We start from the raw sequence: 25914 nt of genomic DNA on the forward strand, positions 1-25914 counted from the left end.
ATTTCATTTTTCACTTTTCGGTTCTTCGCCGCTTATTTGCAGCTCCAACATGCTGTAGTAGTTGTCACCATCTACACCGTATGAGAAGATATGTCGGTTCGGATAGATTAGTTCCAGACGTTTCCGCAGGTTCTTGATTCCGATTCCCGAGCCGCTCTTGTCCTGTTCCGCATCTTTCGGGAAATAGCTGTTTTTCAGGTAGCAGACAACCATGTCGCCTTTCTGGTGGATATCCAGGTCGATGAACGATGGCTTGCTGTTGCTGACTCCGTGTTTGAAGGCATTCTCGATAAGCGAGATAAACAGCAGGGGAGCAATCAGCGCATCGGGTTTGGTGGCAGCTATTTCCGTTTTCAGTTCCACATGTTCCGGCAGGCGGATACGCATCAGTTCCACATAATTGCGGATGAAATCCAGCTCTTTTTCCAGTAACACCTGCGGCTGGCTGCTGTCGTAGAGTACGTAACGCAGCAGGCGGCTCAGGTCGTGGACGGCTTCCTGTGCCCGTTCGGGGCTGAAAGCAATCAGGCTGTAAATGTTGTTGAGCGTATTGAACAGGAAATGCGGGTTCAACTGGCTTTTCAGGTTCTGCAATTCGGCTTCGGCACGGCTCTTCTCCAGTTCGCGCCGCATGGATTCTATCTGGTACCAGCCGCTGGTCATCTTGATGGCGACACTCAGGCCGGCCACCAACGCATAAAGCATGGCGTTGACCAAGAAGAAGCCGATAATATCCTGCAACTCCCTTTCCAGGCGATGGGGACGGTGTATCTCGGGGGGAGGCAACAATTGCATTAGCAGATGTACCAATAACATTGCACCGACTATCAGAAGCAGGTTGCTGAAAAAGAATTTCCATCCGTGACGGGAAAACAGGAAACGGTTTATCAGCAGGAAATAATTCACATAGAAAACCATCATAAATGAAAGTGGGACAATGACGGAACGCAAATAATTCATGACAGTCATTTCTTGCGACTCCCTGCCTGTAAAGAAAAAAGGCAGTCCGAACAGGATTCCCCAGGCGGCAATATGGATAATGCCGCCCATTCCCCGGAAAGGGGGAGAGATGTGTGTCTGTGTTGTCTTTTCTGTTTCCATCTGCTACAAAGATAATTAATTATTGGTTGCTGCAAAACTGGATGCTCATCCATTTTCAGCCGGATGCTCATCCGTTTTTTTATTCGTAACGAATCGCCTCGATCGGGTCGAGTTGGGCCGCTTTCTTGGCTGGATACCATCCGAAGAAGACACCGGTAACGGTACAGACGGCGAACGAAAGCACTACGCTCCACGGTTGTATGTAAATCGGGAAGTGTGCCACCGCGTTCACCACCAGGGCCGCGCCTACACCGAGCACCACGCCGATTAATCCGCCGGTCACACTGATCAGGATGGATTCAATCAGAAACTGTGCCAGGATGTCGATGCCCTTGGCGCCGATGCTCATACGCAGACCGATTTCGCGGGTACGCTCCGTGACGCTGACGTACATGATATTCATAATCCCGATGCCTCCAACGAGTAGCGAAATACCGGCCACAGCCGCCAACAGCACGGTCATCATGTCCGTAGTGCTTGTCAACATCGTGCTCAACTCCTGTTGACTACGGATGGTAAAATTATCATCGTCACTTTCCTTCAACTTATGGTTGCGGCGCAGTATTTCAGTTATCTCGTCAATGGCCTGGTCGGTATATTCCTCTTTGAGGGCCGAACAGGTGATACCTTGCAGATGGGTGATGGCCAGGACCTTTTTCTGAATAGTTGTGTATGGAGCTAAGATTAGGTCGTCCTGGTCCATTCCCATGCTGTTGTATCCTTTGCTCTCCAGCACGCCAACGATGCGGAAGGGCAGTTTTTGAAAACGAATGACTTTTCCCACGGGATTCTCGCCACCCGTGAAAAGGTTGTCGACGACCGTCTTGCCGACTACGCAGACTTTGGCGGCAGTCTGGATGTCCTGTTCGGTGAACATGTCACCGTCGCCCACCTTGTAACGGCGGATTTCCAGATAGTCCGGGCTGATACCATAGACGGTGGTCGGGGCGTTGTTGGCGCCGTAGATGGCTTGTCCGCTGCTGTTGACCGACGGTGAAACGGCAGAGATGTAGCGGGTCTCGTCGACGATATTCTGGTAGTCTTCCAGCTTCAGCGTCTCCATGGCGGAGGCATCCTGGCGGACACCGCCACGGACGTCTGCGCCGGGATGTATCATAATCATATTGGAACCCATCTCGCTGATCTGGGCCTGTATGCTCCGTTTGGAACCTTGCCCGATGGCCAGCATCGTAATTACGGAGGCTACGCCGATGATGATGCCGAGCATCGTCAGGAATCCGCGCAACTTGTTGTTGGCAAGGGCACGGAGGGCTATTTTTATGAGGTTTGTTCCGTTCATAATCAATCGTCATTTTTCGGCAATTTGGCTAATGCCTCTGCCGCATTTTGTATGTTGTTGTTCACTGTATCTGCAGTGACATGCCCGTCGCGCAGGGTGATGTTACGGCTGCTGTATTGGGCAATCTCCGGATTGTGTGTTACGAAGATGATGGTACGTCCTTCGGCATGGAGCTTCTGGAAAAGTACCAGTATCTCGAACGAGGTGCGTGTGTCCAGGTTTCCCGTCGCTTCGTCGGCGAGGATGACTGCCGGGTCGTTCACCAGGGCACGGGCGATGGCGACGCGCTGCATCTGTCCGCCGGACATCTGGTTACTCTTGTGCATCAGGCGGTCGCCCAGCCCTACGGCCACCAGTGCCTCTACGGCTTTCTCGTGGCGGTCGGCGGCGCTGAAAGAGGGATTGTACATCAGGGGGAGTTCCACGTTTTCAACGGCTGTCGTTTTGGGCAGCAGGTTGTAACTCTGAAATACGAATCCGATTTTGCGGTTGCGCAGCGTGGCACGGGCGTTTTTCCCCATGGTGCGGACTGAGACGCCGTCGAGATAGTATTCGCCGCTGGTCGGTGTGTCGAGGCATCCCAACGTGTTCAGCAGCGTACTTTTTCCCGAGCCGGAGGTTCCCATGATGGTCACGAATTCGCCTTCATGTATCGTGAAGCTGACACCCCGCAGGGCGTGGACGGTTTCGTCGCCGACATGGAAGTCACGCTTGATATTATCTAGTTTAATAATCTCTTTCATTGTACTGCTTATTTAACTGTCAACTGTCACTTGTCAACTGTCACCTGTTTTTACTTCTTCTTATTCCCTCCCGGAGGTCCCGGCATGAACGGGCTCTTTTCGGCAGTTTCGGCTACCGGGGCGGGAGCGTCGGAGGTCAGGTCTACGGCTATTTCTTCGCCTTCGGTCAGCCCTTCGGTCACTTCAATCATATTGCCGCTGGTAGAACCGACGGTGATGGCTTTCGGAGTCAGCTGTTGTCCTTGTTTTACCCAGATGATGCGTTTGCCGGCGGGAGCTTCCTGCGCACTGTTTTCGGCGGTGTAGCCGGTGCCCAGCAATAACTCTTCTTCAGGGACGAAACGCAATGATTTGGTCGGCACTGTCAACACGTTTTCGCGTTCAAGCGTATAGATGGTGACGTTGGCTGTCAGACGCGGTTTCAGCTTCAGGTCGGGGTTGTCGGCCGAAATGACCACCTCGTATGTGACGACCGTCGAAGTGGATGAGGTGCTACTACTGCTGCTTTCGCTGTCTCCCAGGCGGATTTGCATTACCTGGCCTTCGAACACGTCGTTCGGATAAGCGTCGACGGTGAAGCTGACGCGCTGTCCGTTTTCTACGTTGCCTATATCGGCTTCATCGACATCGGCGATTACCTGCATCTTCGTCAGGTCGGCGGCGATGGTGAACAGGGTCGGGGTTTCGAAGCCGGCGGCAACGGTCTGTCCTTCTTCAACGGCGCGGTTGATAACGACACCGTCTATCGGGCTGGTGATGGTCGCGTATTCCAGGTTGCGGTTTACCTTCACCATCGAGGCCTGGTTCTGTTCGTAAGCAGCTTTGGCCTTTTCGTAGTTGTAGGTGGCCGTTTCGTAATCGGCGTCGCTGATTAGCTTCTTGTCGAAAAGGACTTTGCTACGGGCATAGTTCTTTTGCTGGTATTCGTATTCGGTCTTGCTGCTAGCCAGCTGGGCCTGGGCGGAAGCGAGTTCGGCTTTCAGGTTGACCTTATCCATTTCTGCGATTAGCTGGCCGGCTTTCACTACGTCGTTGTAGTCGGCATAGAGCTTGTCGATGATGCCGGATACCTGTGTACCGACTTCGACTTCGGTCACCGGTTCGACTGTCCCGGTTGCCGTTACTGTGTTTGAGATGGAGCTGCGGCCTACTTTGGCTGTCTCGAGCCGGATGCCGCCTTTCGACGTTTTACCTGTGAAGAACCAGATTCCTCCGGCTACGACCAGCACGCCTGCTATACCGATAATAAGTTTCTTGTTCATATCTTTATCTGTTTTATTTTTTCTTTACTGGAAATTTAGAGCAGGTCGATTTCTTCTCCCTGGTAGAATCGCAGCAGACCTGCATTCAGGATTGCTGTGTATTTGGCCTGGAGCGTTTCCTGTTGTGCGCTCAGCAGGTTGTTCTTTTCCGTGAGCAGTTCCACGGTGTTCTTCATGCCCAGGTTGAACTGTTCGCTGACAAGGGCGTAGCTGGCCTGTGTGCTTTTCAGTTTCTGGGTGGCGGCTACGTATTGCTGCTGTGCGCTGTTGGCACTGAGCCAGAGGCTTTCGATGGTTTTGTAAAGCGTTTTCTGGTTGTCCATCAGGTCCAGTTCGCTGGTCTGACGTTGCAGTTTGGCTTTATTGACAGCACTTTTGGTCTGCCGCTTGTCGAAGATGGGGATGCTCAGGGTCAGCCCTATCGAGTTGTTCCAGTTCTGTTTCACCTGTTCGCTGAAGCTGAAGTCGTTGCCGTTGGCATTGGTCGTACCGATGCCGGCACTGAGGCTCAGGCTCGGAATGTATCCGGCACGGGTAATCTTGATATTCATGTCGGCGGCTTCTATATTCAGCTTTCCCGATTCGATCTCGGGGCGCAGGTTGAGGGCGGTCTGATAGACGTCATCCTTGGTAGGGAGCGGAATCAGCACGCTGCTGTCGTCGAGTTGCGGCAGGAAAAGGTCCATTTCGAAGTCGCCGTCGAGTTCCAGGAGTTGCTTGAGTTGCAGCTTGTAGTTTTGCAGGGTCGTTTGCGAAGTGACCAGCTGGTAGTTGTCGTTGCTGACCTGTGCTTCCAGTTGGGCGAGGTCGCTGGAGGCGATGCTTCCGGCGTTGAACAGTTCCTGTCCGCGTTCGAACTCTTTCTGGCTTACTTCCAGTGTCGATTCATTCACCTTCACGGCTTCGGCGGAATAAAGTATCTGCACGTAGAGTTGGGTGATGTTTTCCTCGATAGAGTTTTCGCTCTCGTCGACGGTGAGTTCGGCCATGCGGCTGTTCAGTTGCTGTTGTTTGAGCGTGTTCACCCGTTTGCTACCGTTGTACACGGTCCAGCTTGCGTCGATGCCGTAGCTTCCGTTGTACGAGGTTTTGCTTTCGCTGGTGGTGATGTTGTCGCCGCTGATGATAGTGCCGCTCGCACTGTTCGGACGGTTCACGATACGCTGGCTGATATTACCGCTCAGGGAGGGGAGGAAATCCGCTTTTGCCGTCTTTACATCTTCCTGGGTACTTTCGACGTTGATGCGGTTTCGACGAATAGTGATATTATGCTCCAGTGCATAATCGATACAATTGCGAAGCGTCCATTGCTTCGGCATGTCGTCCTCTGCTTTCATCCCGGCGGGCAGGAGAAGCAGGCAAGAGAGGATTATTAGAGATACTTGTTTCATAATGCTTTCGTTTTGCGACCTAAACATTCTTTTTACCTTGTTACGGAAGCAAAACTACTTTACATTAAAAAACTATACAATCAGAATAGAAATAGGGCAGTGGTTCATAGACGAATACGGGAATTTCACCGATAAACAGGAAAGGGCTGTTGTTAATAACAATGGTATATAAAGTTTGTAGATAGTACGCAGATGACGCAGATTGAGCAGATGACCACAGATTTATATTATTAAAAAAATATATTATCTGCGGCTATCTGCTCAATCTGCGTCATCTGTGTGCTATCGTGTGACTGAAATCTCAGATTTCTTATCGCTCGAGAGAAACGGTTGTTTTGCCACCGGACTTCCGGATGAATATCTTTTTGTCATATTCATCGTCATCCGAGTAGATATGTGTGCCGTTGTATTTCCAGGAAACGATTTTCCCCCAGTACTTTCCTCCGATAACGCCCTTGTCTGTGTATTTATAGGTGATTTCCATTTTATCGGTATCGCCGTTTACATAGATAGGGAACGTATAAGTACTTTGTCTTTCATCTCCGTAAGCGCTCACCGTACAGTAATGGAGCTGTTCTTCCGAATCATAAAGTATCCAGTTGTGATTGCCGTTGTAGCGGATGGTGTTGCTTTCGACATCGCGGATGTTGTCGTAGGTGCGTTCGAGCGGATTGTCCAGCTCTTCGTTCCACGAGACAGGGAAGGTTTTCAGGTCGCTCGGGTTGATGAGGTCGTTTCCCTTTTCATCTATATAATAGAATCGTAAAGTGTTTCCTCTTGAAAAGAAGTTTCCCTCCGGTATATTGTTATACCATACTTCTTCGTTGTCTTCTTCCTCATCTCCGTCTTTGCCGTTTAATAAATAGTTGTTGCAGCCGGAAAGGACGGTCGCACAAAGGAACAGCAGCCATATACCGAATAGGTTATTTGTTTTCATCGTATATAAACACTTTACTTATTGATTCTTATAACTCTCTCAACCAGATATTCCGGAAGCTGATCGGTTCGCTCGGGTCGCCGTGGCTTTGCAGGATAATCGGGCCGGCTCCGTGGGGTACGACTTTCGGGAAGCCGATATATTCGGTTGTTCCGAGGATGGTCGTGTTGTTCTGCAAAACGATGCCGTTCTGGATAACGGTGATGCTGGGGGGAACGCGATAGGTTCCGTCTTCTTTGAAAACAGGGGCGGTGTAGATGATGTCGTATACATTCCATTCGCCCGGTTTACGCATGGCGTTTGCCAATGGCGGTGTCTGTTTGTAGATACTGCCGGTCTGGCCGTTCACGTATGTTTCGTTGTTATAGCAGTCGAGTACCTGTACTTCGTACATCCCTTGCATGAAGATACCGCTGTTGCCCCGTCCCTGGCTGGTTCCGGTGATATTCTCAGGAACGCACCATTCGATATGTAGCTGGTAGTTGTTGAATTTCTGTTTGGTCTGGATATCACCGGTCTTTTTATTGACTGTGAATACGCCGTCGTGAACGGTCCATTGGGCCGGTTGGCCGTTGGTGCTTTCCCAAGCGGAGAGGTCTTTGCCGTCAAACAGGACGATGGCATCCGACGGAGCGGAATTTGTTTTGATATCTCCCGGAGTTACAATCTTGGGTTGAGGCGTCCAGTACTCCGACATGCCCGGAGTCATCTTTTCCGGTTGCGGATACTCTTTTTGCTGTGCGCTCAGATTTACGCAGGCGGTGCAGGCCATAGCAGCCAGTGTAGCCTTGATAGTGAAATTTCTATTCCTCATGGTCTAAATAATTATGTAGGTTTACAATTAAGTGATTGCAAATCTACATAATTATTTGCCACGTTGTAGCATCTGCTATCGGAAAATACTTTTATGCGTTATGGCTGAAGAGGCGTTGTTCGGCCAGTTGCTCGTATTTGGTACCCGGCCGGCCGTAGTTGCAGTACGGATAGATGCTGATGCCGCCGCGAGGGGTAAAGATGCCCGTCACTTCGATATATTTCGGGTCCATCAGCTTGATAAGGTCTTTCATGATGATGTTGACACAGTCTTCATGGAAGGCTCCGTGGCTGCGGAAGCTGAAGAGGTATAATTTCAGGCTCTTGCTTTCCACCATCTTCACATCGGGTATGTAGTCGATATGGATAGTCGCAAAATCGGGCTGTCCGGTGATGGGGCAGAGGCTGGTGAATTCGGGACAGTTGAAACGTACCCAGTAGTCATTACCTTTATGCTTGTTGGTAAATGCTTCCAGCACCTCCGGAGCATAATCCTGTTTATATTCGGTAGAACCGCCCAGGAGGTGCAGTTCGTTTTCATTCTTTCTTGTATCCATTTTTGCAGTTACTTGTTAACTGTTAACTTCCTTTTAAGGTATTTCTCTAATCCTTCCCGACGCAGTTTGCAAGCCGGGCAATGGCCGCAACCGTCGGCTGGGACGCCGTTGTAGCAGGTCAGTGTCTGTGTACGGACCAGGTCGAATACGCCCAGTTCGTCGGAGAGTTGCCATACTTCGCTTTTATCGCGGTCCATCAGAGGAGTATGGATGACGAACTGTTCATCCATCGCCAGGTTCAGCGTCACATTGAGTGAGCGGACGAAGGTGTCGCGGCAATCGGGGTATCCGCTGAAGTCGGCCTCCGATACGCCGGTGACGAGATGGAAAATCCCTTTGCTCCGTGCCATGATGGCGGCGAATGTCAGGAATACCATGTTCCTTCCCGGTACGAAGGTGTTCGGATAGCTGTCGGCCGGTTTGTCTTCATCCATTTCGATAGAAATGTCCGTCAACGAGTTAGGCGCCAGTTGACTGATTAGCGATACGTCCAGCAATTGGAACGGCACGTTGGCATCGGCAGCAATCTTGCGTGCAATATCAATTTCGAGGGAATGTTTCTGGCCGTAAGTAAAACATACGGCTTCTACGCGTTTAAAATGCTTCTTGGCCCAGAACAGGCAGGTGGTGGAGTCTTGTCCACCGGAGAAGCATACCAGAGCGGCATCTTGATGTTTCATATTTTTCTTGTTTTATACGTGGTTCAGCAAGCACACGGCAAGGGAAACGTTCCTTTGCGTTGCAAAGATAAGGAGATTTTCTGAATTATTTATTCTGCGGAGGAATTGCACAATAAATGCGGAAATGTGCCGCACATTCTTGTTAAAAGTGTGCAATATTAAAGAAAAGTCTTTATCTTTGCCGGCGTTTGCATCTGAGAGGATGTTATAAGAGAGGTATTAATTAATGAATATTTTATGAAGAAAGTTATCGCTTTAGCATGTCTTTCCATGCTTCCGATGTCGTATGCAGCGGCAGAGGGTTACCAGGTTAACGCTCAGAGTACCAAGCAGGCAGGTATGGGACACGTAGGTGTAGCCATGAAGTTGGGTGCAGAAAGCATGCATTTTAATCCGGCTGGTCTGGTGTTTATGGATAAGAACGTGGATTTGTCGGCCGGTATTACCGGGGTGTTTGCCAATGGTAAGTTTACGGGAGATGATGGTTATGTACAAAAAACGGATAATAAGGCAAGTACTCCTTTATATGTATATGCCGGTTTCAAGATTTATGACTTCCTGGCAGCCGGTATCAGTGTAAACACTCCTTATGGTAGTGCGATTAACTGGGGACGCGACTGGAAAGGTGCTCACCTGGTGCAGGATATCTCTTTGAAGGCATTCAATATTCAGCCAACAGTTTCCTGGAAGATTATGGATAACCTGAGTATCGGTGCAGGCTTGATGATGGAATTCGGTAATATTGAACTGAATCGTGCCTTGATTGCTCCGCGTGCCATGACAGGTTTGGCTGAGAGCATGATGGGGCAACTTGGTCCGATACTTGAAGCAAAGCCGGAATTGAAACCGGTTGTTGACCAGTTGGTAACAGAAATGGCTAAATATGACGAAGTATCCGCAGCTTCTGCTTCTTTGAAAGGAGATGCAGGTATCCGTTTCGGGTTCAATGTGGGTGCGATGTATGATATTAACGATAAATTCACGGTCGGTTTATCTTACCGTTCAAAGGTAAAAGCCCGTGTGAAAGAAGGTGATGTCCGTTTGAGCTATGCCAATGAATTAGGAATTAAAGGATTGTTGGAACAGGTAAATGGCTTGGTGGGTCAGCTTCAGGCAAGTGGTATCACTATTCCCGGTATTCCTGAGGGCGGAATAAATATTCCTCCACTGGACCAGGCTACTTTCTCTGCTGAACTGCCTCTGCCGGATAACTGGAATGTCGGCCTGACTTACAAACCCAATGACCGCTGGATTGTTTCCGGTGAAGTTCAGTTTGTAGGCTGGGGGGCTTACAACTCTTTGGTTGTGAACTTCTATCCGGCATCCGAATTGAGCGATTATGATATCGATGCTCCGAAGAAATATAAGAACTCACGTATTTATCGTTTGGGTACTCAGTTTGCAGCAACAAACCGTCTGGACCTTCGTTTAGGTGCATATTTCGACGAAACTCCGGTAGAAGATAATTACCTGAATCCCGAAACTCCGAGTATGAACAAACTGGGTATCACTGCCGGTTTGAGTTTCCGTCCGTTACAGTCTTTATCTGTTGACTTTGCGTTCTCTTATGTAACAGGTTTCGGACGCGACGGTTCTTATACCGACCTGGACCTCTTAAAGAAACCCCGTACGTTCGGCGGACATTATAACGTATATGCCCTGATGCCGTCTATCGGTCTTTCCTACGCTTTTTAACCTATACATATATAATTATCAGAAGAAGAGGGCTTGTCTTGGTGACAGGTCCTCTTTTCTTTTCGGGAATACGGAGGTTTGTTTCATTCGGGAAGAGCTTATAGCTTGTGCAGATGAAATAAAAGTTCCATCAGGGTGGGGAAATAAGCCCATTGCAGTGGGGATTTTCCCCCATTATGGTGGGGACTTTTCCCCACTGTGTAAAAAAAATTGGGGAAATTAGAATGAGATGTGATGGATATAAGTAAAAAAATATCCAAAAGCAACGGAGATGTATTTAGCGGATGGCTACTTTGCGGACAGTTTCGCCGATGCGGACGATATAGTAACCTTTGGCGATGTTAACGGTGTATTCGCCATCCGGTTGTTTCAGTTCGATTTCCTTGACACGGATGCCTACCACGCTGTATATTTCCAGCTTGCTTCCGATGGGAGCGTTCTTCACAACCACCTTGTTGTCGTAGGCGCTGATTTCGATAGAATCGGGTTCTGCCTGCTTTACGACATGCGTTGCCTGAACCGTTTGCTGCGCACTTGCAATAAACGGGGAACCAACGTAAGCGCTGATCAACAGAATTATGGAAAATAATATTCTCATATTCGAAACCCTAAATTCGTACAAATGTATGAATAATTTTGAATATGCTGGATATTTGGCAGTTATTATTTAAGAAAACCACGATATTATATAGGCAAAACCATCCCTTCGGCTCCGAGAATGGTGCCGGGATATACTTCTTCCGCTTCACGATGCAATGCTGCCAAGTCTTCGTAACGGGCAGAATAATGGCCGATAACGAGGCGTTTGACACCGGCTTTCAGGGCGATGTCTGCCGCTTGCCGTGCTGTAGAATGGAATGTTTCTTTGGCGCGTGCCTTGTCACATTCGGCAAAGGTCGCCTCATGATAAAGAAGGTCTACCCCTTCAATGATCGGGATGACGGAAGGATTGTAGGCCGTATCCGAGCAATACGCATAACGTTTGGGGGGAGCAGCCGGGCGCGTCAGTCGTGAATTGGGAATCACTTCTCCTTCCGGCGTGACATAATCCTCTCCCAGCTTGATATCCTTCATGCATCTGACGGGGACCTGATAGAAGTCGGTCATCTCGCGGATGATATGGGCTTCTTTTGGCTTCTCGGCAAACAAAAAGCCGCAGGTCGGGATACGGTGTTTCAGGGGAATGGAGTAGACGGAAAGCGAGCGATCCTCCATAATCAGTGAATGGCTACGTGTATCTACAGGATTGAAACGGACTTCGTAAGGCATGCCTTTGCAGAATGTATCCAATACCGGACGCATATAGTTTTCAATTTCTTTGGGTGCATGTATCACCAGTTCGCCGGTGCGTCCCAACATACCGAGTGTGGAGATCAGACCGGGCAGACCAAAGCAATGGTCACCATGCAGGTGGGATATGAAAATATGATTCAACCGGCTGAATTTGATACGCATATGGCGCATCTGCACCTGTGTGCCTTCGCCACAGTCTATCATATATAATTTGTCCCGTAAATCTACTACCTGAGAGGTTGCCAGATGCCGTGTTGTAGGTAAGGCCGAACCGCATCCTAAAATGTTTAAATTGAAATCTGCCATAAAGGAATCCCTTGGATAATTGTTTGCAAAGATAATACAAAAGCATCTGTGTTCTGTGAAAAATAGCAAAAAAAGCGGTCGGATTGTTCCGAAGATGCTTCGGATTACATATATTTGTTTGCTGTCCTAAAGGAAGCAATCTATAGTAAGTAAAAAAGACTTAAGATATTTTATTCTAAGCCTTAACTAACTTTTTCTTTTTGTTTAAAACGGTTAAATGTAGAAACGGCCAAGCGTGAGCTTCGCCGTTTCCTTTGTTTTATGGGGTATGTTTCTTGCAAAGGGCGGTTCGCGAACCGCCCGTACGGACGCCGTGTTCTTTAGTAAGTGTGTCCATCTTTTTCTTCCATTTCTTCCGCATCGATCTTATGAAGGTCGAGTGCCCTCCATGCATAGAATATATAAGCCAGCACGAACGGTACGAGAATGGATACGTAACTCATCACTTTCAGCGTGAACAGGCTTGATGAACTATTCTGAAGAGTCAGCGAACTTTGCAGATCGGTCAACGACGGATAATAAGCCGTGTTGTTCCAACCGGCACAGAGCAATAACGCCAGTACGGTGAGGACGGTCCCTGTTCCGGCAAACCAGATTCCTTTCCGCCACGTTTGCGACAGGATTGTTTTAACAATACCGAACAAAACAAGCACTACGCCCACTAGCAGCACTGCCAGTACAGCCGGCATCTCAATCAGGTTGATGAAATATTTATAAGGCTGCATAAACACCTCCTGCGTTTCCGGGTTCACGGCAAAACCGTCTACCAGCATCAAACGTACGAGGAACAGCAGGAAGAACACCAGGAACAAAGCTGTTTCCGGTATCAAGCGTTTCCGGCAGCGGCCCACTATATCCTTATTGTCAATATTGTTGATGAAATAGAGCAATGCCTGCACACGTGCCAGGAAGAATACGGCCAGCCCGAGACAAACGTTCCAGAATACAAATGCAGCTTCCAGCCCATGCAGAGAGTTATTCCAGGTCGAGATAACCGGCATGGCAATATCTGTCATCTGTCCTTTATTCACTGAAAATTCAGCTCCGTTGAAGAATGTCCCTACGGCAGTTCCCAGCAGGATCGGGCCCAACACACCGTTGATGATCAGGAATATCTGGTAAGTCTTTTTGCCCAGTAAGTTCCCTTTTTTAGCTTGGTATTCGTAGGATACGGCCTGTATCACGAAGCAAAGCAGAATGAGCATCCACACCCAATAAGCACCGCCGAAACTGGTCGAGTAGAATAAGGGGAAAGAGGCAAAGAAGGCACCACCGAAAGTAACCAGCGTTGTAAAGGTAAACTCCCATTTACGTCCGGTTGAGTTTAATAACATCTTTTGTTCCAGCTCCGTCTTGCCGATCGAAAAGAGCAATGACTGACCTCCCTGTACAAAAAGCAGGAATACTAACAGTGCTCCCAGCAGGGATACGAGGAACCACCAGTAATGTTGTAATAATATATATGTACTATCCATGGTGTATATTTTTAGTTTTCATTGTTAGTAGATACGGCCGGTCCTTTCTTGATAGCCTTCACCATAATTCCCACTTCGGCAATCAGTAAGATTGTAAACAGAATCAGGAACAGGAAGAAAGTGGTCTGTACAGACGACGTAGCCAGTTTGGAGATAGATGCGCTCGTCGGAAGAATATCCTGTATAGCCCAGGGTTGGCGTCCCACCTCGGCAACGATCCATCCGGCCTGTCCGGCAATATATCCCAGCGGAATCGACCACAGGCATACTTTCTGAAGCCAGCGGGTGTCTTTGAACTTGTCTTTTTTACTCCAGATGATCGCAATGATAAAGAGCAGGATGAAGTAACCTCCCAGAATCACCATGATACGGAATGAATAGAACGTCATTCCTACATGAGGAACCAGGTCGCCCGGATCTTTGATATAACCGTAACCGAAATAAGGGAAGTTCTCGTCGAGTGTCGCCCGGTATTGTTTGGCGGCCACTTCGTCTTTCTCTTTCTTGGCTTCGCGGTATTTGGCAAGTGCCTGGATGGCCTGTTGTCCTTTGGCAATCTTTTCGGCTGCGGAAAGAGCCGGCGTGCCGTCTTTAGTCTCATATCCTCCTTCGATCAAATTATTGATACCCGGAACATATCCGTCTATCTTGCGTTCTGCCAGCAAAGACAGCATTTTGGGTATTTGTATATTGAAGATGAATGGCTCTACATTATCTTTATAACTGGTCTTCTCCGGATTCAGCATCCCGATGCCCACCAGTCCGACACCGTTTCCTCCTTCGTAAAGGCCTTCCATGGCAGCCAGCTTCATCGGCTGTTTCTGAGCAACCTGATAGGCGGAACCGTCACCGGTCCAAAGGATCAGTAAAGAAGCAACCAGTCCGAAAATGGCGCTGATCTTGATACTTTCCAGGGCAAAACGCGTTTCCCGTTTCTTCAACAGATACCAGCTGCTGATACCTACTACAAACAACGCACCCACGATCCAGCCGGATAATACGGTGTGGAAGAATTTATTGATGGCGACAGGCGACAAAGCGACTGCCCAGAAATCGAACATTTCGTTGCGTACCGTGTCCGGATTGAATTGCATACCTGCCGGATGCTGCATCCAGGCATTGGCGATAAGAATCCACAGGGCGGATAAGGTGGCTCCGATAATGGTTAGCCAGGTAGAAGCCAGGTGGAAACGTTTGCTTACTTTGTCCCAGCCGAAGAACATAACCGCGATAAATGTCGCTTCCATAAAGAAAGCAAGGATACCTTCGATGGCCAGCGGCGCTCCGAAAATATCACCGACGAACCAGCTGTAGTTCGACCAGTTCGTCCCGAACTCAAATTCGAGAATCAGACCGGTGGCGACACCGATCGCGAAGTTAATACCAAACAGCTTCATCCAGAACTGGGCTGTCTTTTTCCAGAATTCGTCACCTGTTTTGTAATAAATGGTTTCCAGTATTGCCTGGATCACACCAAGCCCTAAAGTCAGGGGTACAAAAAGCCAGTGATACATGGCCGTCAGAGCGAACTGCGCCCTCGACCAGTCAATCAAAGAAGTGTCAATGCTTTCGATCATAATTATATTAATTAAGGAGTAATTGCTCGATTGATCAATTCACCCGATACGTGTTCCTGTTTCTCGGAATCGCTGTCAAACTGTCCCAGGTAATTAGGAAAGAAAAACAGTTTTAATATAAAAAACATGATGAAGAGCTTGACCAATATAATCAGCCATAGCGTTTTACCTAGCTTCATTTCACGAAATCCTTCCAGGTAAAATTGGTAAATTCGAACAAGTATTGGTTTCTTTTTCATGTTCAGCTCTTCATTTATATAACAGAAATCCGGTGAATATGTTTTGTGCTAGACAAATATAAAAGAAAGAACGACTTTTCAAACACCTAGCTCCATAGATAATATTTATGAAAAAATAGACATTGTCTATAAGCACTGTTAAAAAAAACTATTTTGAAAAAGAAAGCGGGAAGGACGGCTTGTTGTTATTTTCGCATTGGCTATATTTGCGTCAGTTTGTGTTTTTAAGATGTGACAATTGAATCAGAATATTATTATTAAGTGCTAATCTATAAAAATTATTACTATGTCAAACATCACTAGAAGATCATTTCTTCAAAGAGGCGCAGCCGCTGCTGCTGCATTGACCATTGTTCCGGGTTCCGTTTTAGGAAAAAGTCATGGGTATGTGGCTCCAACAGATAAATTGAATATTGCTGCTGTCGGTATCGGCGGTATGGGACATGCCAATATTAATGCTGTAAAAGGAAGTGAAAACATCGTTGCTCTTTGCGACGTGGATTGGAAATATGCGAAAGGCGTATTCGACGAACATCCGAATGCTAAAAAATATTGGGATTATCGCAAGATGTACGATGAGATGGGTAAATCTATCGATGCCGTTATTATCGCTACAGCCGACCATACACATGCTATGATTACGGGAGATGCGATGACATTGGGCAAACATGTTTATTGTCAGAAACCGTTGACACACTCTGTGTACGAATCTCGTTTGTTGACTAAATTGGCTGCTTCTACAAATGTTGCAACTCAGATGGGTAACCAAGGTTCTTCTTCTGAAGATACGGATTTGGTTTGCGAATGGATCTGGAATGGCGAAATCGGTGATATCACAAAAGTTGAATGTGCGACAGACCGTCCTATTTGGCCGCAAGGTTTGAATACTCCGGATAAAGCAGATAAGGTGCCTTCTACATTGAATTGGGATTTATTTACCGGTCCAGCCGAATTGAAACCTTTCAACAAAATTTATCATCCTTGGAACTGGCGCGGATGGTGGGCTTATGGTACAGGTGCTTTAGGCGATATGGCTTGCCATATCATGCACACTCCGTTTAAGGCATTGAAATTAGGTTATCCGACAAGTGTTGAAGCTTCTTCTACTTTGTTGCTTCGTGATTGCGCTCCTAATGCACAGCATGTGAAGTTTATTTTCCCGGCTCGTGAAAATATGCCGAAACTGGCCATGCCGGAAGTTGAAATTCATTGGTATGACGGCGGTATGATGCCGAATCGTCCGGAAGGTTTCCCGGAAGGAAAAGAATTGATGGGACCTGGTGGCGGTCTGACTATTTTCCATGGAACGAAAGATACATTGATTTGCGGTTGTTACGGACAGCAGCCGTTCTTGTTGTCAGGTCGTGTTCCAAATGCTCCTAAAGTATGTCGTCGTGTAAAAGGACATGAAATGGATTGGGTACGTGCTTGTAAAGAAAATGCATCCAGCCGTGTACAAACAAAATCGAATTTCTCGGAAGCCGGTCCGTTCAATGAAATGATCGTGATGGGGGTATTAGCAGTTCGCTTACAGAGTCTGAACAGAACATTGAAATGGGATGGCATTAACATGCAATTTACGAACATCGGTGATAACGAAATGATAAAGACTTGTATCAAAGACGGTTTCACTATCAAAGATGGTCATCCTTCGTTTGCAAAGGACTGGACAGATCCTGTTAATGCAAAACAGTTTGCAGCAGAACTGATCAAGCACAACTATCGCGATGGTTGGAAATTGCCTGATATGCCTAGATAACAGTTTTAAACTACATAAAAATGAAGAAGTCAGTATTATTTATCAGTGCCGCGCTGATGATGTGCTATTTTACATCTTGTGGCGGTGGAAAGAAAACAGATGAAGCTGCTGCCGATGCAACAACTGAAGCAGAAACAGAAGCAGCTGTGCCTGAATACAAATTATTGGATTTACCGACAGTAGACCTGTCTACGTTCCCGAAAGATGCCGATGGTTGGATTACTATGTTTGATGGTAAAACGCTGAATGGCTGGAGAGGATATGACCGTACAGATGTTCCTAATGCTTGGGAGGTGAATGACGGCGCAATTCATATCAAAGGCTCCGGTGCCGGTGAAGCTGGTGCTAAGGACGGTGGTGATCTGGTATTTGCTCATAAGTTCAAAAATTTTGAGTTGGAATGGGAATGGAAAGTAGCTAAAGGCGCTAATTCTGGTGTATTTATTATGATCCAGGAAGTGGAAGGACAACCTTCTTATATTTCTGCCCCTGAATTTCAAATCTTGGATAATGCAAACCATCCGGATGCCAAATTGGGTAAAGATGGTAATCGTATGTCTGCTTCCCTGTATGATATGATCCCGGCTAAACCGCAGAACTCTAAACCGTTCGGCGAATGGAACAAGTCTAAGATCATGTGTTACAAAGGTACGGTTGTTCACTATCAGAATGACGAATCGGTTGTTGAATATCACTTGTGGACACAGCAGTGGAAAGAAATGCTGGACAAGAGTAAATTCAGCAAAGACAAATGGCCGTTGGCTTATGAACTACTGTTGAACTGTGGCGGACCTAACAAAGAAGGTTTCATCGGTTTGCAGGATCATGGTGACGACGTTTGGTATCGTAACATTAAGATTAAAATATTGGATTAATCTTTTCGTAGTTTACGGATAACTTATTGATAAATACCCGAAATCGGAGGTGCATCCGGTTTTCGGGTATTTTTTTTGAAAATAGTTTGTCATTCCTGTAACCTTCTTTCCGGAACGTAAGTCTTATCTGTAAACGAAACAAATTAGAAACAAATTAAATATTGAAATTATGGAAGATTGGTTGATTCCCCTGGTTGCAATTGTTTGTGCGGTAGGCTTGCCCGTAGTGTTGCTTATGGTACTTGTAGTAAGAACTACCCGGACAAAACATGAAGAGCGTATGGCTATGATCGAGAAAGGTATTGTATTGGAAGAGCCGGAAAGGAAGGCGAATAAATTCAATGCCCTGCGCAACGGTTTGTTGATGATCGGGTTGGCTTTGGGAGCTATTGGTGGTATATATCTGGATGATACGATGCCGCATGACTGGGCTGGTTTTTCTGTTGTTATCTTTACTGTTTTAGGTGGCGGTATAGCTTATCTGGCCTATTTCTTTATTGTTCTCAAGATGTTGGAAAAAGAGAAAGAACAATAAACCGGATTGATGGACGAACAAAAATGGATAAAAAGCATTCTGGCAGGGGACACCAAAAGTTTCTCCTGCCTCGTCGCGAAGTACCAGCAGATGGCATTTACGATTGCCTTCCGCATACTGGAGAATCGCGAGGAGGCAGAAGAAGTCGTGCAGGATGCTTTTGTCAAGATGTATCGTGCACTTCCGTCTTTCCAGTTTGGCAGTAAATTTTCTACCTGGTTCTATAAAATCGTTTATAATACGGCCATTACCGCCCAGCGGAAGCAATCCGTATTCGACAGTTATGATGATGCTATTGCAACCGATCTTACAACCAGTGAAGTAGATAGCGCAACGGCTATCCTGGAGCGGGAAGACCGGAAAGAGATAATTGCACGTGTATTGAAAAAGTTACCGGCCGACGAGAGCCTGGTACTTAATCTCTTTTACCTGGAAGAGTGTTCCATTGCGGACATCGGTCAGATCACGGATCTGACGCCTTCCAATATTAAAGTAAAATTGTTTCGGGGACGTAAGCATTTCTACGAAACATTACAGTTAATGATGAAGAATGAAACAGCTAATGTGTTATGAGTATATCAGATAAAGATATAAACCGCTTGACCGGCAAACTTCTGAAAGAAGGAATGGTTAAGCCATCTCCGGATTTAAGCCTGCGGATCATGGATCTTATCATGCAGGAAGAACCGTTGAAAGTACCGGAAGTGAAAAAGGCCAGGATGAGTTCCGGAATGCCCCCTTTTATGATTGTTGGCGTCATTATTGCATATCTCGTCGTGTTTGCCGGCGTATTGATGCTTTTAGGCCAACAGCCCGCAGGAAGCGTTGATCATATGTTGGAAGGAATAAAGGATAAACTGCCGTTTATCATGACAATTGCGGCTATCGCCGGTTCGCTGATATTTTATTCGGCATTGGATAAAGTATTGGCTGTTACTTTTCTCTTGAAAGAAAAGTAACCAAAAGTTCAAGGCTGCATCTGCCTCGCTACTCAGTATCCTCCGTTCGCTGTCGTCTGTGAACTCGCTTCGCTCAAACAGCACAGCCTCCGGGCGCTCTCTACGGATACTTCGCTTTACGCTCACCAAATGAGGCCTTTCATAGAACGCTTTGCGTTCTCCTGGGATTGCCGATACTACCTGTTAAATCCGAAAGTTTTTATTTTATAAGTATCGGTGTCGGCCATCCTAAGAGGAAGCACAGCTTCCTTGGAAAGGCCTAAGCGGGTGAACGTCCGCGTAGGGGGAAGACGAAGCGGTTAAAAAAATCCGTTGTCTGAGCGAAGCGAGTTTCGGATTTTTCAGCGGAGTCTTTCACCGAAGCAGTGAAGCCGGTTAAGCCTTGATCTTTTGCCTACTTTTCCATCAAGGGAAAAGTAGGTTATTTTAACGCCTTCACATTAATATTGCTGTAATTATTTCCGTCGAAATTGATGCGTCCCTTGTTTCCGCCGTTGATTTCATAGTAATGGTTCACTTTATCCTCTGTCGAAGAGTTTGTGATGTTAAAACCACTGACATTACGGCTGCCGTATTTCATGTTTTCGGCTGCGATTTTGAAAGATGCTTTTGCCGGAACGCTGATATTCAGATTACCATAGCGTGCATCTACATTCACCTGTTTGAAGTTGGCAGACAATTCTTTTATTGTCAATGTGCTGTAAGCCAGTTCATCTATGTTCAATTCTTCTTTTACCGAGCCGATCATCGCTTCGCTGTATTTGATCTCCATATAGCCTTTGTCAAGACTTTCGATTTTTATATTACCATACTTGTTTTCCAGATTGATCTGGCCGCATTTCTTAATATTCATATTCGAATACTTATTGTCGGCATTCATTTGTTCTGCATCGCCGACAGAGACGTTTCCGCAGTATCCCAGGTCCAGATTCGCTTTCGTCACATTATTAATATCCACATTCCCGTATTTAGCTTCCAGGTTGAGGGGCTGGGTGAAACTGCCGGCATTCAGGTTGCCGTACTTCACCTGTATCGTGCTTTTGCCTTCATTCTTGTCCGGCAGATTGATGTTTCCGTATTTCTGCGACAGGTTGATTGACAGCTTCGAAGGCATGCTGATAAAATAATTGATCGTAAACCGGATATTGGAATTGTTATTACCCCAGTTTTGCTGTTTCAGCGAAGTGATGGCGGAAACCGTATTCCCGCTTTTCTTTAGTTCGATGTTCACACGGTCGATGCAAGCCTGTGCAGCATCCGCACTTTCGGCTTTTGCCTCTATCTCAACACGGATTGCCACTTCATTCTTGTTCCAGTGCGTGATGGTCGTATTGCCGTAACGATTGTCCGTCATCAATAGGTCACTCAGGCTGACGTCAAAAGATTTACTGATCTCTTTCTTCTTAATACTTTCCGGTTTTGCGCCCCAACTGATAGCGGTACTAGCGATGAGTAACACTGCCAAAAGTAATAAGGAACGGCTTTTTAATTGTTTTGTATTCATGATATATATTTTTTATTTGTCATCATTATCGTTTGTAACTATTTCCATCTGCTTCAGCATGATGTTCAGGCTTTCGACACTCGCACTGTAATGCTGGTTCATAGCGAACAGGCCGTCGTTCGAGCAAGGCAGTGTCGGGAGGATTGTTTCTTCAAACATATAATTGTCTTTCAGAATCCTTTTGCTTTCCTGTAACAGGCCGGCGGCTCCCGGAGCCTTCTCCTTTTTATACAACGATTCCATTTGTGCCATGATGTCGTTGATCTGCATCTTGTAATACATCTGAAGTTCGCCAAATTCCTTTTGCTGGCTGCACTGCTGCTGTATGGCTGCTTTTTGATTTACAGGAGCAGGCGTCCCACCCGGCATGCGGAGCAGGAGTATCAGTGCAATGGCGGCTGCGGCAGCGAAAGCAGACAAACTATATAGTTTGAAATGTTTCCTGCGGGCAGGCGGCAGTTTCTTTTCGAAGCGTTCGAAGTGACCTTCCGGCAGAAGGTCATCTTCAAATGCTTCTTTATTGGTGTCTATGAAATTCTTTAATTTGTCCATGTCAATTTGCTGCTATAATGTCTAACAATTTGCGCTTTGCCCGCAGATATTGGCTGCGTACGCTTGGCGGCTGAATGTTCAGGATAGAGGCAATCTCTTCCATATCATATCCCTCGAAGAGGTAGAGCGAGAGGATTATGCGGTAACCGGCGGGTAATTTACCGGTTGCCTCTTTCACCTGCTTTACCGAGTAGGCTATTTCCTCTTCGTTCGGTCCGTCCGGCTCCGGATCGGCATAGTTGTCGGATAGTTCCTCCCATTCCGGTGTTTGCCGGCGCACATAATCGATGGCTGTATGGACTGCTATCCGATGTATCCAGGCTTCGAAACATTGTCCTTCTTTATATTGGTCGATGTGCGTGAAGATTTTCAGGAACGAATCCTGCATGGCTTCTTCCGCTTCACCGCTGTTGCCGACAATGCGCAGGCAAGCTATGTACAATCGTTGTGCGAATTGTTTGTACAAGCCCAGTTGCGCACTTCGTTTTCCTTCCCGGCAACCCTTTATCAGTTGTACTGTTGTTTCGTTCATTTGTTTATATAAACGAGAGAAAACGTCCGACCGTTGCATCTCTGTCACAAAATTAGACAAAAAAAAGAAAGGCATCATCACGATGCCTCTCTCCCTGAACTAAATGATAAAAATAAAAGTTATGTGGGAAGGTTTAATTTGTCACTTGAAAATTCTCGGCTCCCAACATCGGCGCTTTACCGGCAGGGGTACCTGATTTGTATTTAAGTTCAATCGTATCATCACCTTCATACGATTTATACTTCACCTTCATCGTCACTGTATCACCGTTTGTAGGCGGCAGACTATTCAGTCTGAATGAGGCCAGGCCCCATCCTTGTCCGCCCGACAAGTTGTTGTATGCGTTATGACGGAACTCCAGTTCATATGTATCCGTATTGTTCATCTTCACCAGATTGAGAAAATGTTTGGTCGATCCGTCGAAATAAGATTCGAACTGGAAATTAATATAACCATCCTCAATCCATACGGACTTCATCCATAACGGATCATTGCCGTAATATTCATCATTTTTCTCGCCCAGATCGCCAACGATCGATTTAGTCAATACACTGTCGATTCTGTTTACACGGACTGCATAATCATATCCTTCTGCCATGTGGCTGGTCGAATCTCCCAATAATGTAAAGTTTATAAAAGCACGTCTTTCTTTATCTACCCCGAAATAAGGAGTAACGCCGGATGCCGGCCAGAAAGTCGTTGAATCATCCCATTGCAGGTAATAGGCGTCATTCCCTAATGGTTTGATTGTAGCTATTCCAAAACTGTATTTATTAGAAGAATTACTGTCATCATCTAAACAAGAATACATGGTAAAGGTCGCCAGAATGGTTCCTAGAACCAGTATAAAAGTTTTCAACGTCCTCATCACATTCATATCACAATTGTTTATTTTCCCATTATAAAAGGTTAGATGGAGGAATAACGGAAAATGCTGCAAAAGAAAATAATAAAAGATGTTAATGCTTCAGTGATAGGTAAATAAGTTCGGCTGTACGTTGTGAAGCACCGGGTTTTCCGAGCATCTGAATGATCTCGTCGTAACCGTCGAGCATCTGTTGACGGTAAGCCGTATCGTGAAGTATTTTGCCCAGTTCATCGTGTATCTGCTGATAAGAGAAGCGGGCACCGAACAATTCCTGTACGACTTCGCGTCCGGCAATCAGATTCACCAGCGAGATATATTTGGTATGGAAGAAATTGCGGAAGATAAAACTGGCCAATGGTCCGGCCACGACATAGTAACAGACTACCTGCGGTACGCGGAATAGCGATGTTTCAAGCGTTGCCGTACCCGAGGTAACCAAGGCGGCCCGGCTGTGTTGCAGCAGGTCGTATGTCTTGCCGAAGATGATTTTGGCAGGATGGTTTCCTATATATTGTTTGTAATATTCCGGTTCCAGTCCGGGAGCTCCGGCTATAACCGGCTGATAGTCCGGGTAGGCAGCTGCCACTTCGAGCATGGTCGGAAGGTTATCTTTGATTTCCTGCCGGCGGCTTCCTGCAAGGAGGGCCAAGATGGGTTTATCCGGCAGTCCTTCATCGGCCATAAACGTATCGGGGCGATTGGCTTGCTTTTCTTTATATTGGGCAACCGAGTCGACAGATGGATTTCCTACATAATCGACCGAATAATCCAGCTTGCGGAAAAACTCGGTTTCGAAAGGCAGGATGCAGAACATCCGGTCTACATAACGGCGGAAGTCTTTGATGCGGTACTGTTTCCAGGCCCATATCTTGGGAGAAATATAATAGTAAACAGGCAGATGCAGCACTGTCTTTACGAATTTGGCTATTTTCAGGTTGAATCCCGGATAATCGATCAATATCACCACGTCCGGCTGATATTTCCGGATATTTTCCTGGCAGGTTTTCATATTATTCAGGATTGTTCGCAGGTTGAGCAATACGGGAATAAAACCCATAAAAGCCATTTCTTTGTAATGCTTTACCAATGTGCCGCCTACAGCCTGCATCAAATCTCCCCCGAAGAAACGGAAATCCGCCTCCGGGTCTTTTTCTTTTAATGCCGCCATCAGGTTCGACGCATGTAGGTCGCCCGAAGCTTCGCCTGCGATCAGAAAATATTTCATCCTTCCCAGTTTTTGTATTTCTCCATCCATTCGTAATCCGTCACATCCAGTTTGCAGGGCACCAGCGAAGCATATCCGCTGTCGAGTGCCAGCATATCGTTGTCCGGATGAATCGGTTTGGCATTCTCGAAAGAACCTGTCAGCCAGAATACCGGTTTGCCGGCACCATTCTCCGAGCGTTTGTATTCTTTCACCCATTTTCCGGCAGCCTGACGGCAAATCTTCATGCCTTTAACTGTATCCACTTTCGGAACATTCAGATTCAGATAAGTTCCGGCAGGCAATCCCTCTTTCAGTACACGGCGTGCCACCATACGTCCCAGGCGGCAACATTCTGTAAAGTCGGCATCCGGATGATGGTCGAGCAATGATACTCCCATCGAAGGAACTCCGAATACGCATCCTTCGGCAGCAGCTCCCATCGTACCGGAATAAAGAACGGCTATCGCCATATTGCCACCATGGTTGATACCCGAAACGAGCAGGTCTGGCTTACGCTCAAGCACTTCATTGATAGCCAGTTTCACACAGTCCACCGGCGTCCCTGTACATTCGTAGATTGTAAGTCCGTGTTCTCTCTTCACCAGATTATATTTGATTGGATTTTCAGAAGTAATCGCACTGCTCATGCCCGAACGGGGGCCGTCGGGAGCAAATACGACTAAATCGCCCAGGTCTCTCAGGCATTCAGTCAACTCTTTAATACCTTTGGCATTTACGCCATCATCATTTGTAATCAGTATAAGCGGTCTATCATTCATCGCAACTTCTTTTAAATATCACTACAAATGTAACGATAATCTTTTGACGGAGGATGCTTTTAATTTTTTCTTAACGTTCGGAGAAAGTTACTTCCGGACAGTACAATTTGAGTTTCTGAAGATTATCTTTGTTTTAATCAAAAGGGTGTCACTGTATTTACTTGTTGTATTTGTGTGTTGACTATCATCTCTTTATGGGGTGACGCCAGCGGTTATGTCTGGCGTCACCCCGTAAAGAGATAAAGCAAGCGGAATGACTGGTTGGTTATTATTTTTACCTATCGAGAACTAAGCCGTCACGTCCGTATAACTAAGAAATAAGTATGGTAATTCTAAGTATTTTTCTGCTTACTTTGATTTCTGTAATACATACTTTACTAAAAAGTAATGCTACCATTACTAAAATGTAATATATACTTTACTTATATGTAAGGCTTGCAATACATATTTAAAGTTACTATATTTTGCCATTAATTTCAGGGTGTTTAATATTTAATTTTCCGTGTGCTGTTTTTTATCTTTTACTATCCTGTTCGAGTGAGTCTGTCTGTATTAAAAATAGTGCGATAATGTGTTGGTGACGCCGGAATAGAATGGCGGATTCACCAGTTAATTGATTGATTTGTAGATAATAAACCATTGGGTTTGTGAGGCTGATTCCGTCTGGATGGATAAATTTGTTGGTAAAATAGTTTTTGATTTTATGGAAAGCAAAGACCAGCACCTGTTTGGAATGGGTGTATGACTTGAAAATCAACTTTATGTGGATATAATATTAACGTACGTGCGTACATATTAATATATAAAGGTGTTTTATCCGATGAAATAGATGAATAATGGACTAAAAAGAGAGGGCAGAAATGACTAGCTAAAACGATCGTTTTTTCTCGTCATGACTTTGGAAGTTCGTCCCTTAAATCGGGAGATTCATACAGATGATGCTATTCAATTGATAAGAAAGAACATATCGTTGAA

The 25914-nt window shown here is 46.3% G+C and carries 26 protein-coding genes; 6 read left to right on the forward strand and 20 right to left on the reverse strand.

What is annotated here, in order from left to right; translation table 11 throughout:
* Positions 1 to 3 precede the first annotated feature (3 nt).
* The 9 genes from NBH14_RS18980 to queC all read right to left on the reverse strand — a co-directional run bounded on the left by NBH14_RS18980 (position 4) and on the right by queC (position 8784).
* Positions 4 to 1101 carry a sensor histidine kinase gene (locus NBH14_RS18980; protein WP_186960648.1) on the reverse strand — a complete coding sequence of 366 codons (1098 nt, stop codon included), beginning with the start codon at positions 1099 to 1101 and terminating at the stop codon, positions 4 to 6.
* A gap of 79 nt (positions 1102 to 1180) precedes the next feature.
* Positions 1181 to 2401: an ABC transporter permease gene (locus NBH14_RS18985; protein ID WP_128132900.1), complete on the reverse strand. Its 1221-nt coding sequence runs from the start codon at positions 2399 to 2401 to the stop codon at positions 1181 to 1183.
* Between the two features lie 2 nt (positions 2402 to 2403).
* Positions 2404 to 3144: an ABC transporter ATP-binding protein gene (locus NBH14_RS18990; protein WP_186960649.1), complete on the reverse strand. Its 741-nt coding sequence runs from the start codon at positions 3142 to 3144 to the stop codon at positions 2404 to 2406.
* Positions 3145 to 3194: 50 nt separating this feature from the next.
* Positions 3195 to 4406: an efflux RND transporter periplasmic adaptor subunit gene (locus tag NBH14_RS18995; protein WP_186960650.1), complete on the reverse strand. Its 1212-nt coding sequence runs from the start codon at positions 4404 to 4406 to the stop codon at positions 3195 to 3197.
* Positions 4407 to 4441: 35 nt separating this feature from the next.
* Entirely contained in the window at positions 4442 to 5797 is a 1356-nt protein-coding gene (locus NBH14_RS19000; protein ID WP_186960678.1) for a TolC family protein, read from the reverse strand.
* Between the two features lie 310 nt (positions 5798 to 6107).
* Complete coding sequence (locus NBH14_RS19005; RefSeq protein ID WP_186960651.1) at positions 6108 to 6734, reverse strand: hypothetical protein; 627 nt, start codon at positions 6732 to 6734, stop codon at positions 6108 to 6110.
* Between the two features lie 28 nt (positions 6735 to 6762).
* Complete coding sequence (locus NBH14_RS19010; RefSeq protein ID WP_186960652.1) at positions 6763 to 7548, reverse strand: 3-keto-disaccharide hydrolase; 786 nt, start codon at positions 7546 to 7548, stop codon at positions 6763 to 6765.
* Positions 7549 to 7639: 91 nt separating this feature from the next.
* Entirely contained in the window at positions 7640 to 8104 is a 465-nt protein-coding gene (queF, locus tag NBH14_RS19015; protein WP_250817709.1) for a preQ(1) synthase, read from the reverse strand.
* Between the two features lie 8 nt (positions 8105 to 8112).
* Positions 8113 to 8784, reverse strand: coding sequence for a 7-cyano-7-deazaguanine synthase QueC (gene queC / locus NBH14_RS19020; protein WP_186960653.1), 672 nt, complete (start codon positions 8782 to 8784; stop codon positions 8113 to 8115).
* Positions 8785 to 9021: 237 nt separating this feature from the next.
* Here queC and NBH14_RS19025 point away from each other — a divergent pair, with 237 nt between their 5' ends.
* The gene (locus NBH14_RS19025; RefSeq protein WP_186960654.1) at positions 9022 to 10479 is read left to right on the forward strand and encodes an OmpP1/FadL family transporter; all 1458 of its coding nucleotides are present in this window, start codon (positions 9022 to 9024) and stop codon (positions 10477 to 10479) included.
* 277 nt (positions 10480 to 10756) lie between these two features.
* Here the strand turns inward: NBH14_RS19025 and NBH14_RS19030 are convergent, their stop codons facing one another.
* The 5 genes from NBH14_RS19030 to NBH14_RS19050 all read right to left on the reverse strand — a co-directional run bounded on the left by NBH14_RS19030 (position 10757) and on the right by NBH14_RS19050 (position 15369).
* Positions 10757 to 11077 carry a T9SS type A sorting domain-containing protein gene (locus NBH14_RS19030; protein ID WP_128132866.1) on the reverse strand — a complete coding sequence of 107 codons (321 nt, stop codon included), beginning with the start codon at positions 11075 to 11077 and terminating at the stop codon, positions 10757 to 10759.
* Positions 11078 to 11163: 86 nt separating this feature from the next.
* Positions 11164 to 12078: a ribonuclease Z gene (locus NBH14_RS19035; RefSeq protein ID WP_186960655.1), complete on the reverse strand. Its 915-nt coding sequence runs from the start codon at positions 12076 to 12078 to the stop codon at positions 11164 to 11166.
* Positions 12079 to 12398: 320 nt separating this feature from the next.
* Complete coding sequence (locus tag NBH14_RS19040) at positions 12399 to 13553, reverse strand: cytochrome d ubiquinol oxidase subunit II (RefSeq protein WP_186960656.1); 1155 nt, start codon at positions 13551 to 13553, stop codon at positions 12399 to 12401.
* Positions 13554 to 13564: 11 nt separating this feature from the next.
* Positions 13565 to 15130 (reverse strand): cytochrome ubiquinol oxidase subunit I, encoded by a 1566-nt coding sequence (locus NBH14_RS19045; protein WP_186960657.1) that lies wholly within the window; start codon positions 15128 to 15130, stop codon positions 13565 to 13567.
* 11 nt (positions 15131 to 15141) lie between these two features.
* Positions 15142 to 15369: a DUF4492 domain-containing protein gene (locus NBH14_RS19050; protein WP_009859856.1), complete on the reverse strand. Its 228-nt coding sequence runs from the start codon at positions 15367 to 15369 to the stop codon at positions 15142 to 15144.
* Positions 15370 to 15655: 286 nt separating this feature from the next.
* Here NBH14_RS19050 and NBH14_RS19055 point away from each other — a divergent pair, with 286 nt between their 5' ends.
* The 5 genes from NBH14_RS19055 to NBH14_RS19075 all read left to right on the forward strand — a co-directional run bounded on the left by NBH14_RS19055 (position 15656) and on the right by NBH14_RS19075 (position 19497).
* Entirely contained in the window at positions 15656 to 17128 is a 1473-nt protein-coding gene (locus NBH14_RS19055) for a glycoside 3-dehydrogenase (RefSeq protein WP_186960658.1), read from the forward strand.
* A 20-nt stretch (positions 17129 to 17148) separates the two neighbouring features.
* A complete protein-coding gene (locus NBH14_RS19060) occupies positions 17149 to 18003 on the forward strand; it encodes a 3-keto-disaccharide hydrolase (RefSeq protein ID WP_186960659.1) in 855 nt (284 codons plus the stop codon).
* Between the two features lie 169 nt (positions 18004 to 18172).
* Positions 18173 to 18538 (forward strand): DUF6249 domain-containing protein, encoded by a 366-nt coding sequence (locus NBH14_RS19065; RefSeq protein ID WP_186960660.1) that lies wholly within the window; start codon positions 18173 to 18175, stop codon positions 18536 to 18538.
* A 9-nt stretch (positions 18539 to 18547) separates the two neighbouring features.
* Positions 18548 to 19111, forward strand: coding sequence for an RNA polymerase sigma factor (locus NBH14_RS19070; RefSeq protein ID WP_186960661.1), 564 nt, complete (start codon positions 18548 to 18550; stop codon positions 19109 to 19111).
* Entirely contained in the window at positions 19108 to 19497 is a 390-nt protein-coding gene (locus tag NBH14_RS19075) for a hypothetical protein (RefSeq protein WP_186960662.1), read from the forward strand. The genes NBH14_RS19070 and NBH14_RS19075 overlap by 4 nt, the downstream gene beginning before the upstream one ends.
* A 421-nt stretch (positions 19498 to 19918) precedes the next feature.
* On the opposite strand, the gene NBH14_RS19080 is transcribed toward NBH14_RS19075, so the two are convergent.
* The 6 genes from NBH14_RS19080 to surE all read right to left on the reverse strand — a co-directional run bounded on the left by NBH14_RS19080 (position 19919) and on the right by surE (position 24939).
* Positions 19919 to 21001: a hypothetical protein gene (locus tag NBH14_RS19080; protein WP_186960663.1), complete on the reverse strand. Its 1083-nt coding sequence runs from the start codon at positions 20999 to 21001 to the stop codon at positions 19919 to 19921.
* A 12-nt stretch (positions 21002 to 21013) separates the two neighbouring features.
* Positions 21014 to 21553, reverse strand: a complete 540-nt coding sequence (locus NBH14_RS19085) for a hypothetical protein (protein ID WP_186960664.1) — start codon at positions 21551 to 21553, stop codon at positions 21014 to 21016.
* Position 21554: 1 nt separating this feature from the next.
* Positions 21555 to 22124 carry an RNA polymerase sigma factor gene (locus NBH14_RS19090; protein WP_436277980.1) on the reverse strand — a complete coding sequence of 190 codons (570 nt, stop codon included), beginning with the start codon at positions 22122 to 22124 and terminating at the stop codon, positions 21555 to 21557.
* A 94-nt stretch (positions 22125 to 22218) separates the two neighbouring features.
* Positions 22219 to 22962 (reverse strand): NigD1/NigD2 family lipoprotein, encoded by a 744-nt coding sequence (locus NBH14_RS19095; RefSeq protein WP_009859847.1) that lies wholly within the window; start codon positions 22960 to 22962, stop codon positions 22219 to 22221.
* Between the two features lie 82 nt (positions 22963 to 23044).
* Positions 23045 to 24178, reverse strand: coding sequence for a lipid-A-disaccharide synthase (gene lpxB / locus NBH14_RS19100; RefSeq protein WP_186960666.1), 1134 nt, complete (start codon positions 24176 to 24178; stop codon positions 23045 to 23047).
* Positions 24175 to 24939 (reverse strand): 5'/3'-nucleotidase SurE, encoded by a 765-nt coding sequence (gene surE / locus NBH14_RS19105; RefSeq protein WP_186960667.1) that lies wholly within the window; start codon positions 24937 to 24939, stop codon positions 24175 to 24177. The genes lpxB and surE overlap by 4 nt, the downstream gene beginning before the upstream one ends.
* Positions 24940 to 25914 lie beyond the last annotated feature (975 nt).

Origin of the sequence: Parabacteroides caecihominis (assembly GCF_023656785.1) — a bacterium.
GTDB lineage: Bacteria > Bacteroidota > Bacteroidia > Bacteroidales > Tannerellaceae > Parabacteroides > Parabacteroides segnis.

Bases quoted from the DNA above. Each gene is read 5' to 3' on its own strand.
- NBH14_RS19005 (WP_186960651.1), bottom strand. From the start codon at position 6,734: ATGAAAACAAATAACCTATTCGGTATATGGCTGCTGTTCCTTTGTGCG.
- NBH14_RS19000 (WP_186960678.1), bottom strand. From the start codon at position 5,797: ATGAAACAAGTATCTCTAATAATCCTCTCTTGCCTGCTTCTCCTGCCC.
- queC (WP_186960653.1), bottom strand. From the start codon at position 8,784: ATGAAACATCAAGATGCCGCTCTGGTATGCTTCTCCGGTGGACAAGAC.
- NBH14_RS19035 (WP_186960655.1), bottom strand. From the start codon at position 12,078: ATGGCAGATTTCAATTTAAACATTTTAGGATGCGGTTCGGCCTTACCT.
- NBH14_RS18990 (WP_186960649.1), bottom strand. From the start codon at position 3,144: ATGAAAGAGATTATTAAACTAGATAATATCAAGCGTGACTTCCATGTC.
- NBH14_RS19025 (WP_186960654.1), top strand. From the start codon at position 9,022: ATGAAGAAAGTTATCGCTTTAGCATGTCTTTCCATGCTTCCGATGTCG.
- NBH14_RS18985 (WP_128132900.1), bottom strand. From the start codon at position 2,401: ATGAACGGAACAAACCTCATAAAAATAGCCCTCCGTGCCCTTGCCAAC.
- NBH14_RS19070 (WP_186960661.1), top strand. From the start codon at position 18,548: ATGGACGAACAAAAATGGATAAAAAGCATTCTGGCAGGGGACACCAAA.
- NBH14_RS19050 (WP_009859856.1), bottom strand. From the start codon at position 15,369: ATGAAAAAGAAACCAATACTTGTTCGAATTTACCAATTTTACCTGGAA.
- NBH14_RS19090 (WP_436277980.1), bottom strand. From the start codon at position 22,124: ATGCAACGGTCGGACGTTTTCTCTCGTTTATATAAACAAATGAACGAA.
- NBH14_RS18980 (WP_186960648.1), bottom strand. From the start codon at position 1,101: ATGGAAACAGAAAAGACAACACAGACACACATCTCTCCCCCTTTCCGG.
- NBH14_RS19010 (WP_186960652.1), bottom strand. From the start codon at position 7,548: ATGAGGAATAGAAATTTCACTATCAAGGCTACACTGGCTGCTATGGCC.
- NBH14_RS19045 (WP_186960657.1), bottom strand. From the start codon at position 15,130: ATGATCGAAAGCATTGACACTTCTTTGATTGACTGGTCGAGGGCGCAG.
- NBH14_RS19040 (WP_186960656.1), bottom strand. From the start codon at position 13,553: ATGGATAGTACATATATATTATTACAACATTACTGGTGGTTCCTCGTA.
- queF (WP_250817709.1), bottom strand. From the start codon at position 8,104: ATGGATACAAGAAAGAATGAAAACGAACTGCACCTCCTGGGCGGTTCT.
- NBH14_RS19065 (WP_186960660.1), top strand. From the start codon at position 18,173: ATGGAAGATTGGTTGATTCCCCTGGTTGCAATTGTTTGTGCGGTAGGC.
- NBH14_RS18995 (WP_186960650.1), bottom strand. From the start codon at position 4,406: ATGAACAAGAAACTTATTATCGGTATAGCAGGCGTGCTGGTCGTAGCC.
- surE (WP_186960667.1), bottom strand. From the start codon at position 24,939: ATGAATGATAGACCGCTTATACTGATTACAAATGATGATGGCGTAAAT.
- NBH14_RS19075 (WP_186960662.1), top strand. From the start codon at position 19,108: ATGAGTATATCAGATAAAGATATAAACCGCTTGACCGGCAAACTTCTG.
- NBH14_RS19080 (WP_186960663.1), bottom strand. From the start codon at position 21,001: ATGAATACAAAACAATTAAAAAGCCGTTCCTTATTACTTTTGGCAGTG.
- NBH14_RS19085 (WP_186960664.1), bottom strand. From the start codon at position 21,553: ATGGACAAATTAAAGAATTTCATAGACACCAATAAAGAAGCATTTGAA.
- NBH14_RS19095 (WP_009859847.1), bottom strand. From the start codon at position 22,962: ATGAATGTGATGAGGACGTTGAAAACTTTTATACTGGTTCTAGGAACC.
- NBH14_RS19030 (WP_128132866.1), bottom strand. From the start codon at position 11,077: ATGAGAATATTATTTTCCATAATTCTGTTGATCAGCGCTTACGTTGGT.
- NBH14_RS19060 (WP_186960659.1), top strand. From the start codon at position 17,149: ATGAAGAAGTCAGTATTATTTATCAGTGCCGCGCTGATGATGTGCTAT.
- lpxB (WP_186960666.1), bottom strand. From the start codon at position 24,178: ATGAAATATTTTCTGATCGCAGGCGAAGCTTCGGGCGACCTACATGCG.
- NBH14_RS19055 (WP_186960658.1), top strand. From the start codon at position 15,656: ATGTCAAACATCACTAGAAGATCATTTCTTCAAAGAGGCGCAGCCGCT.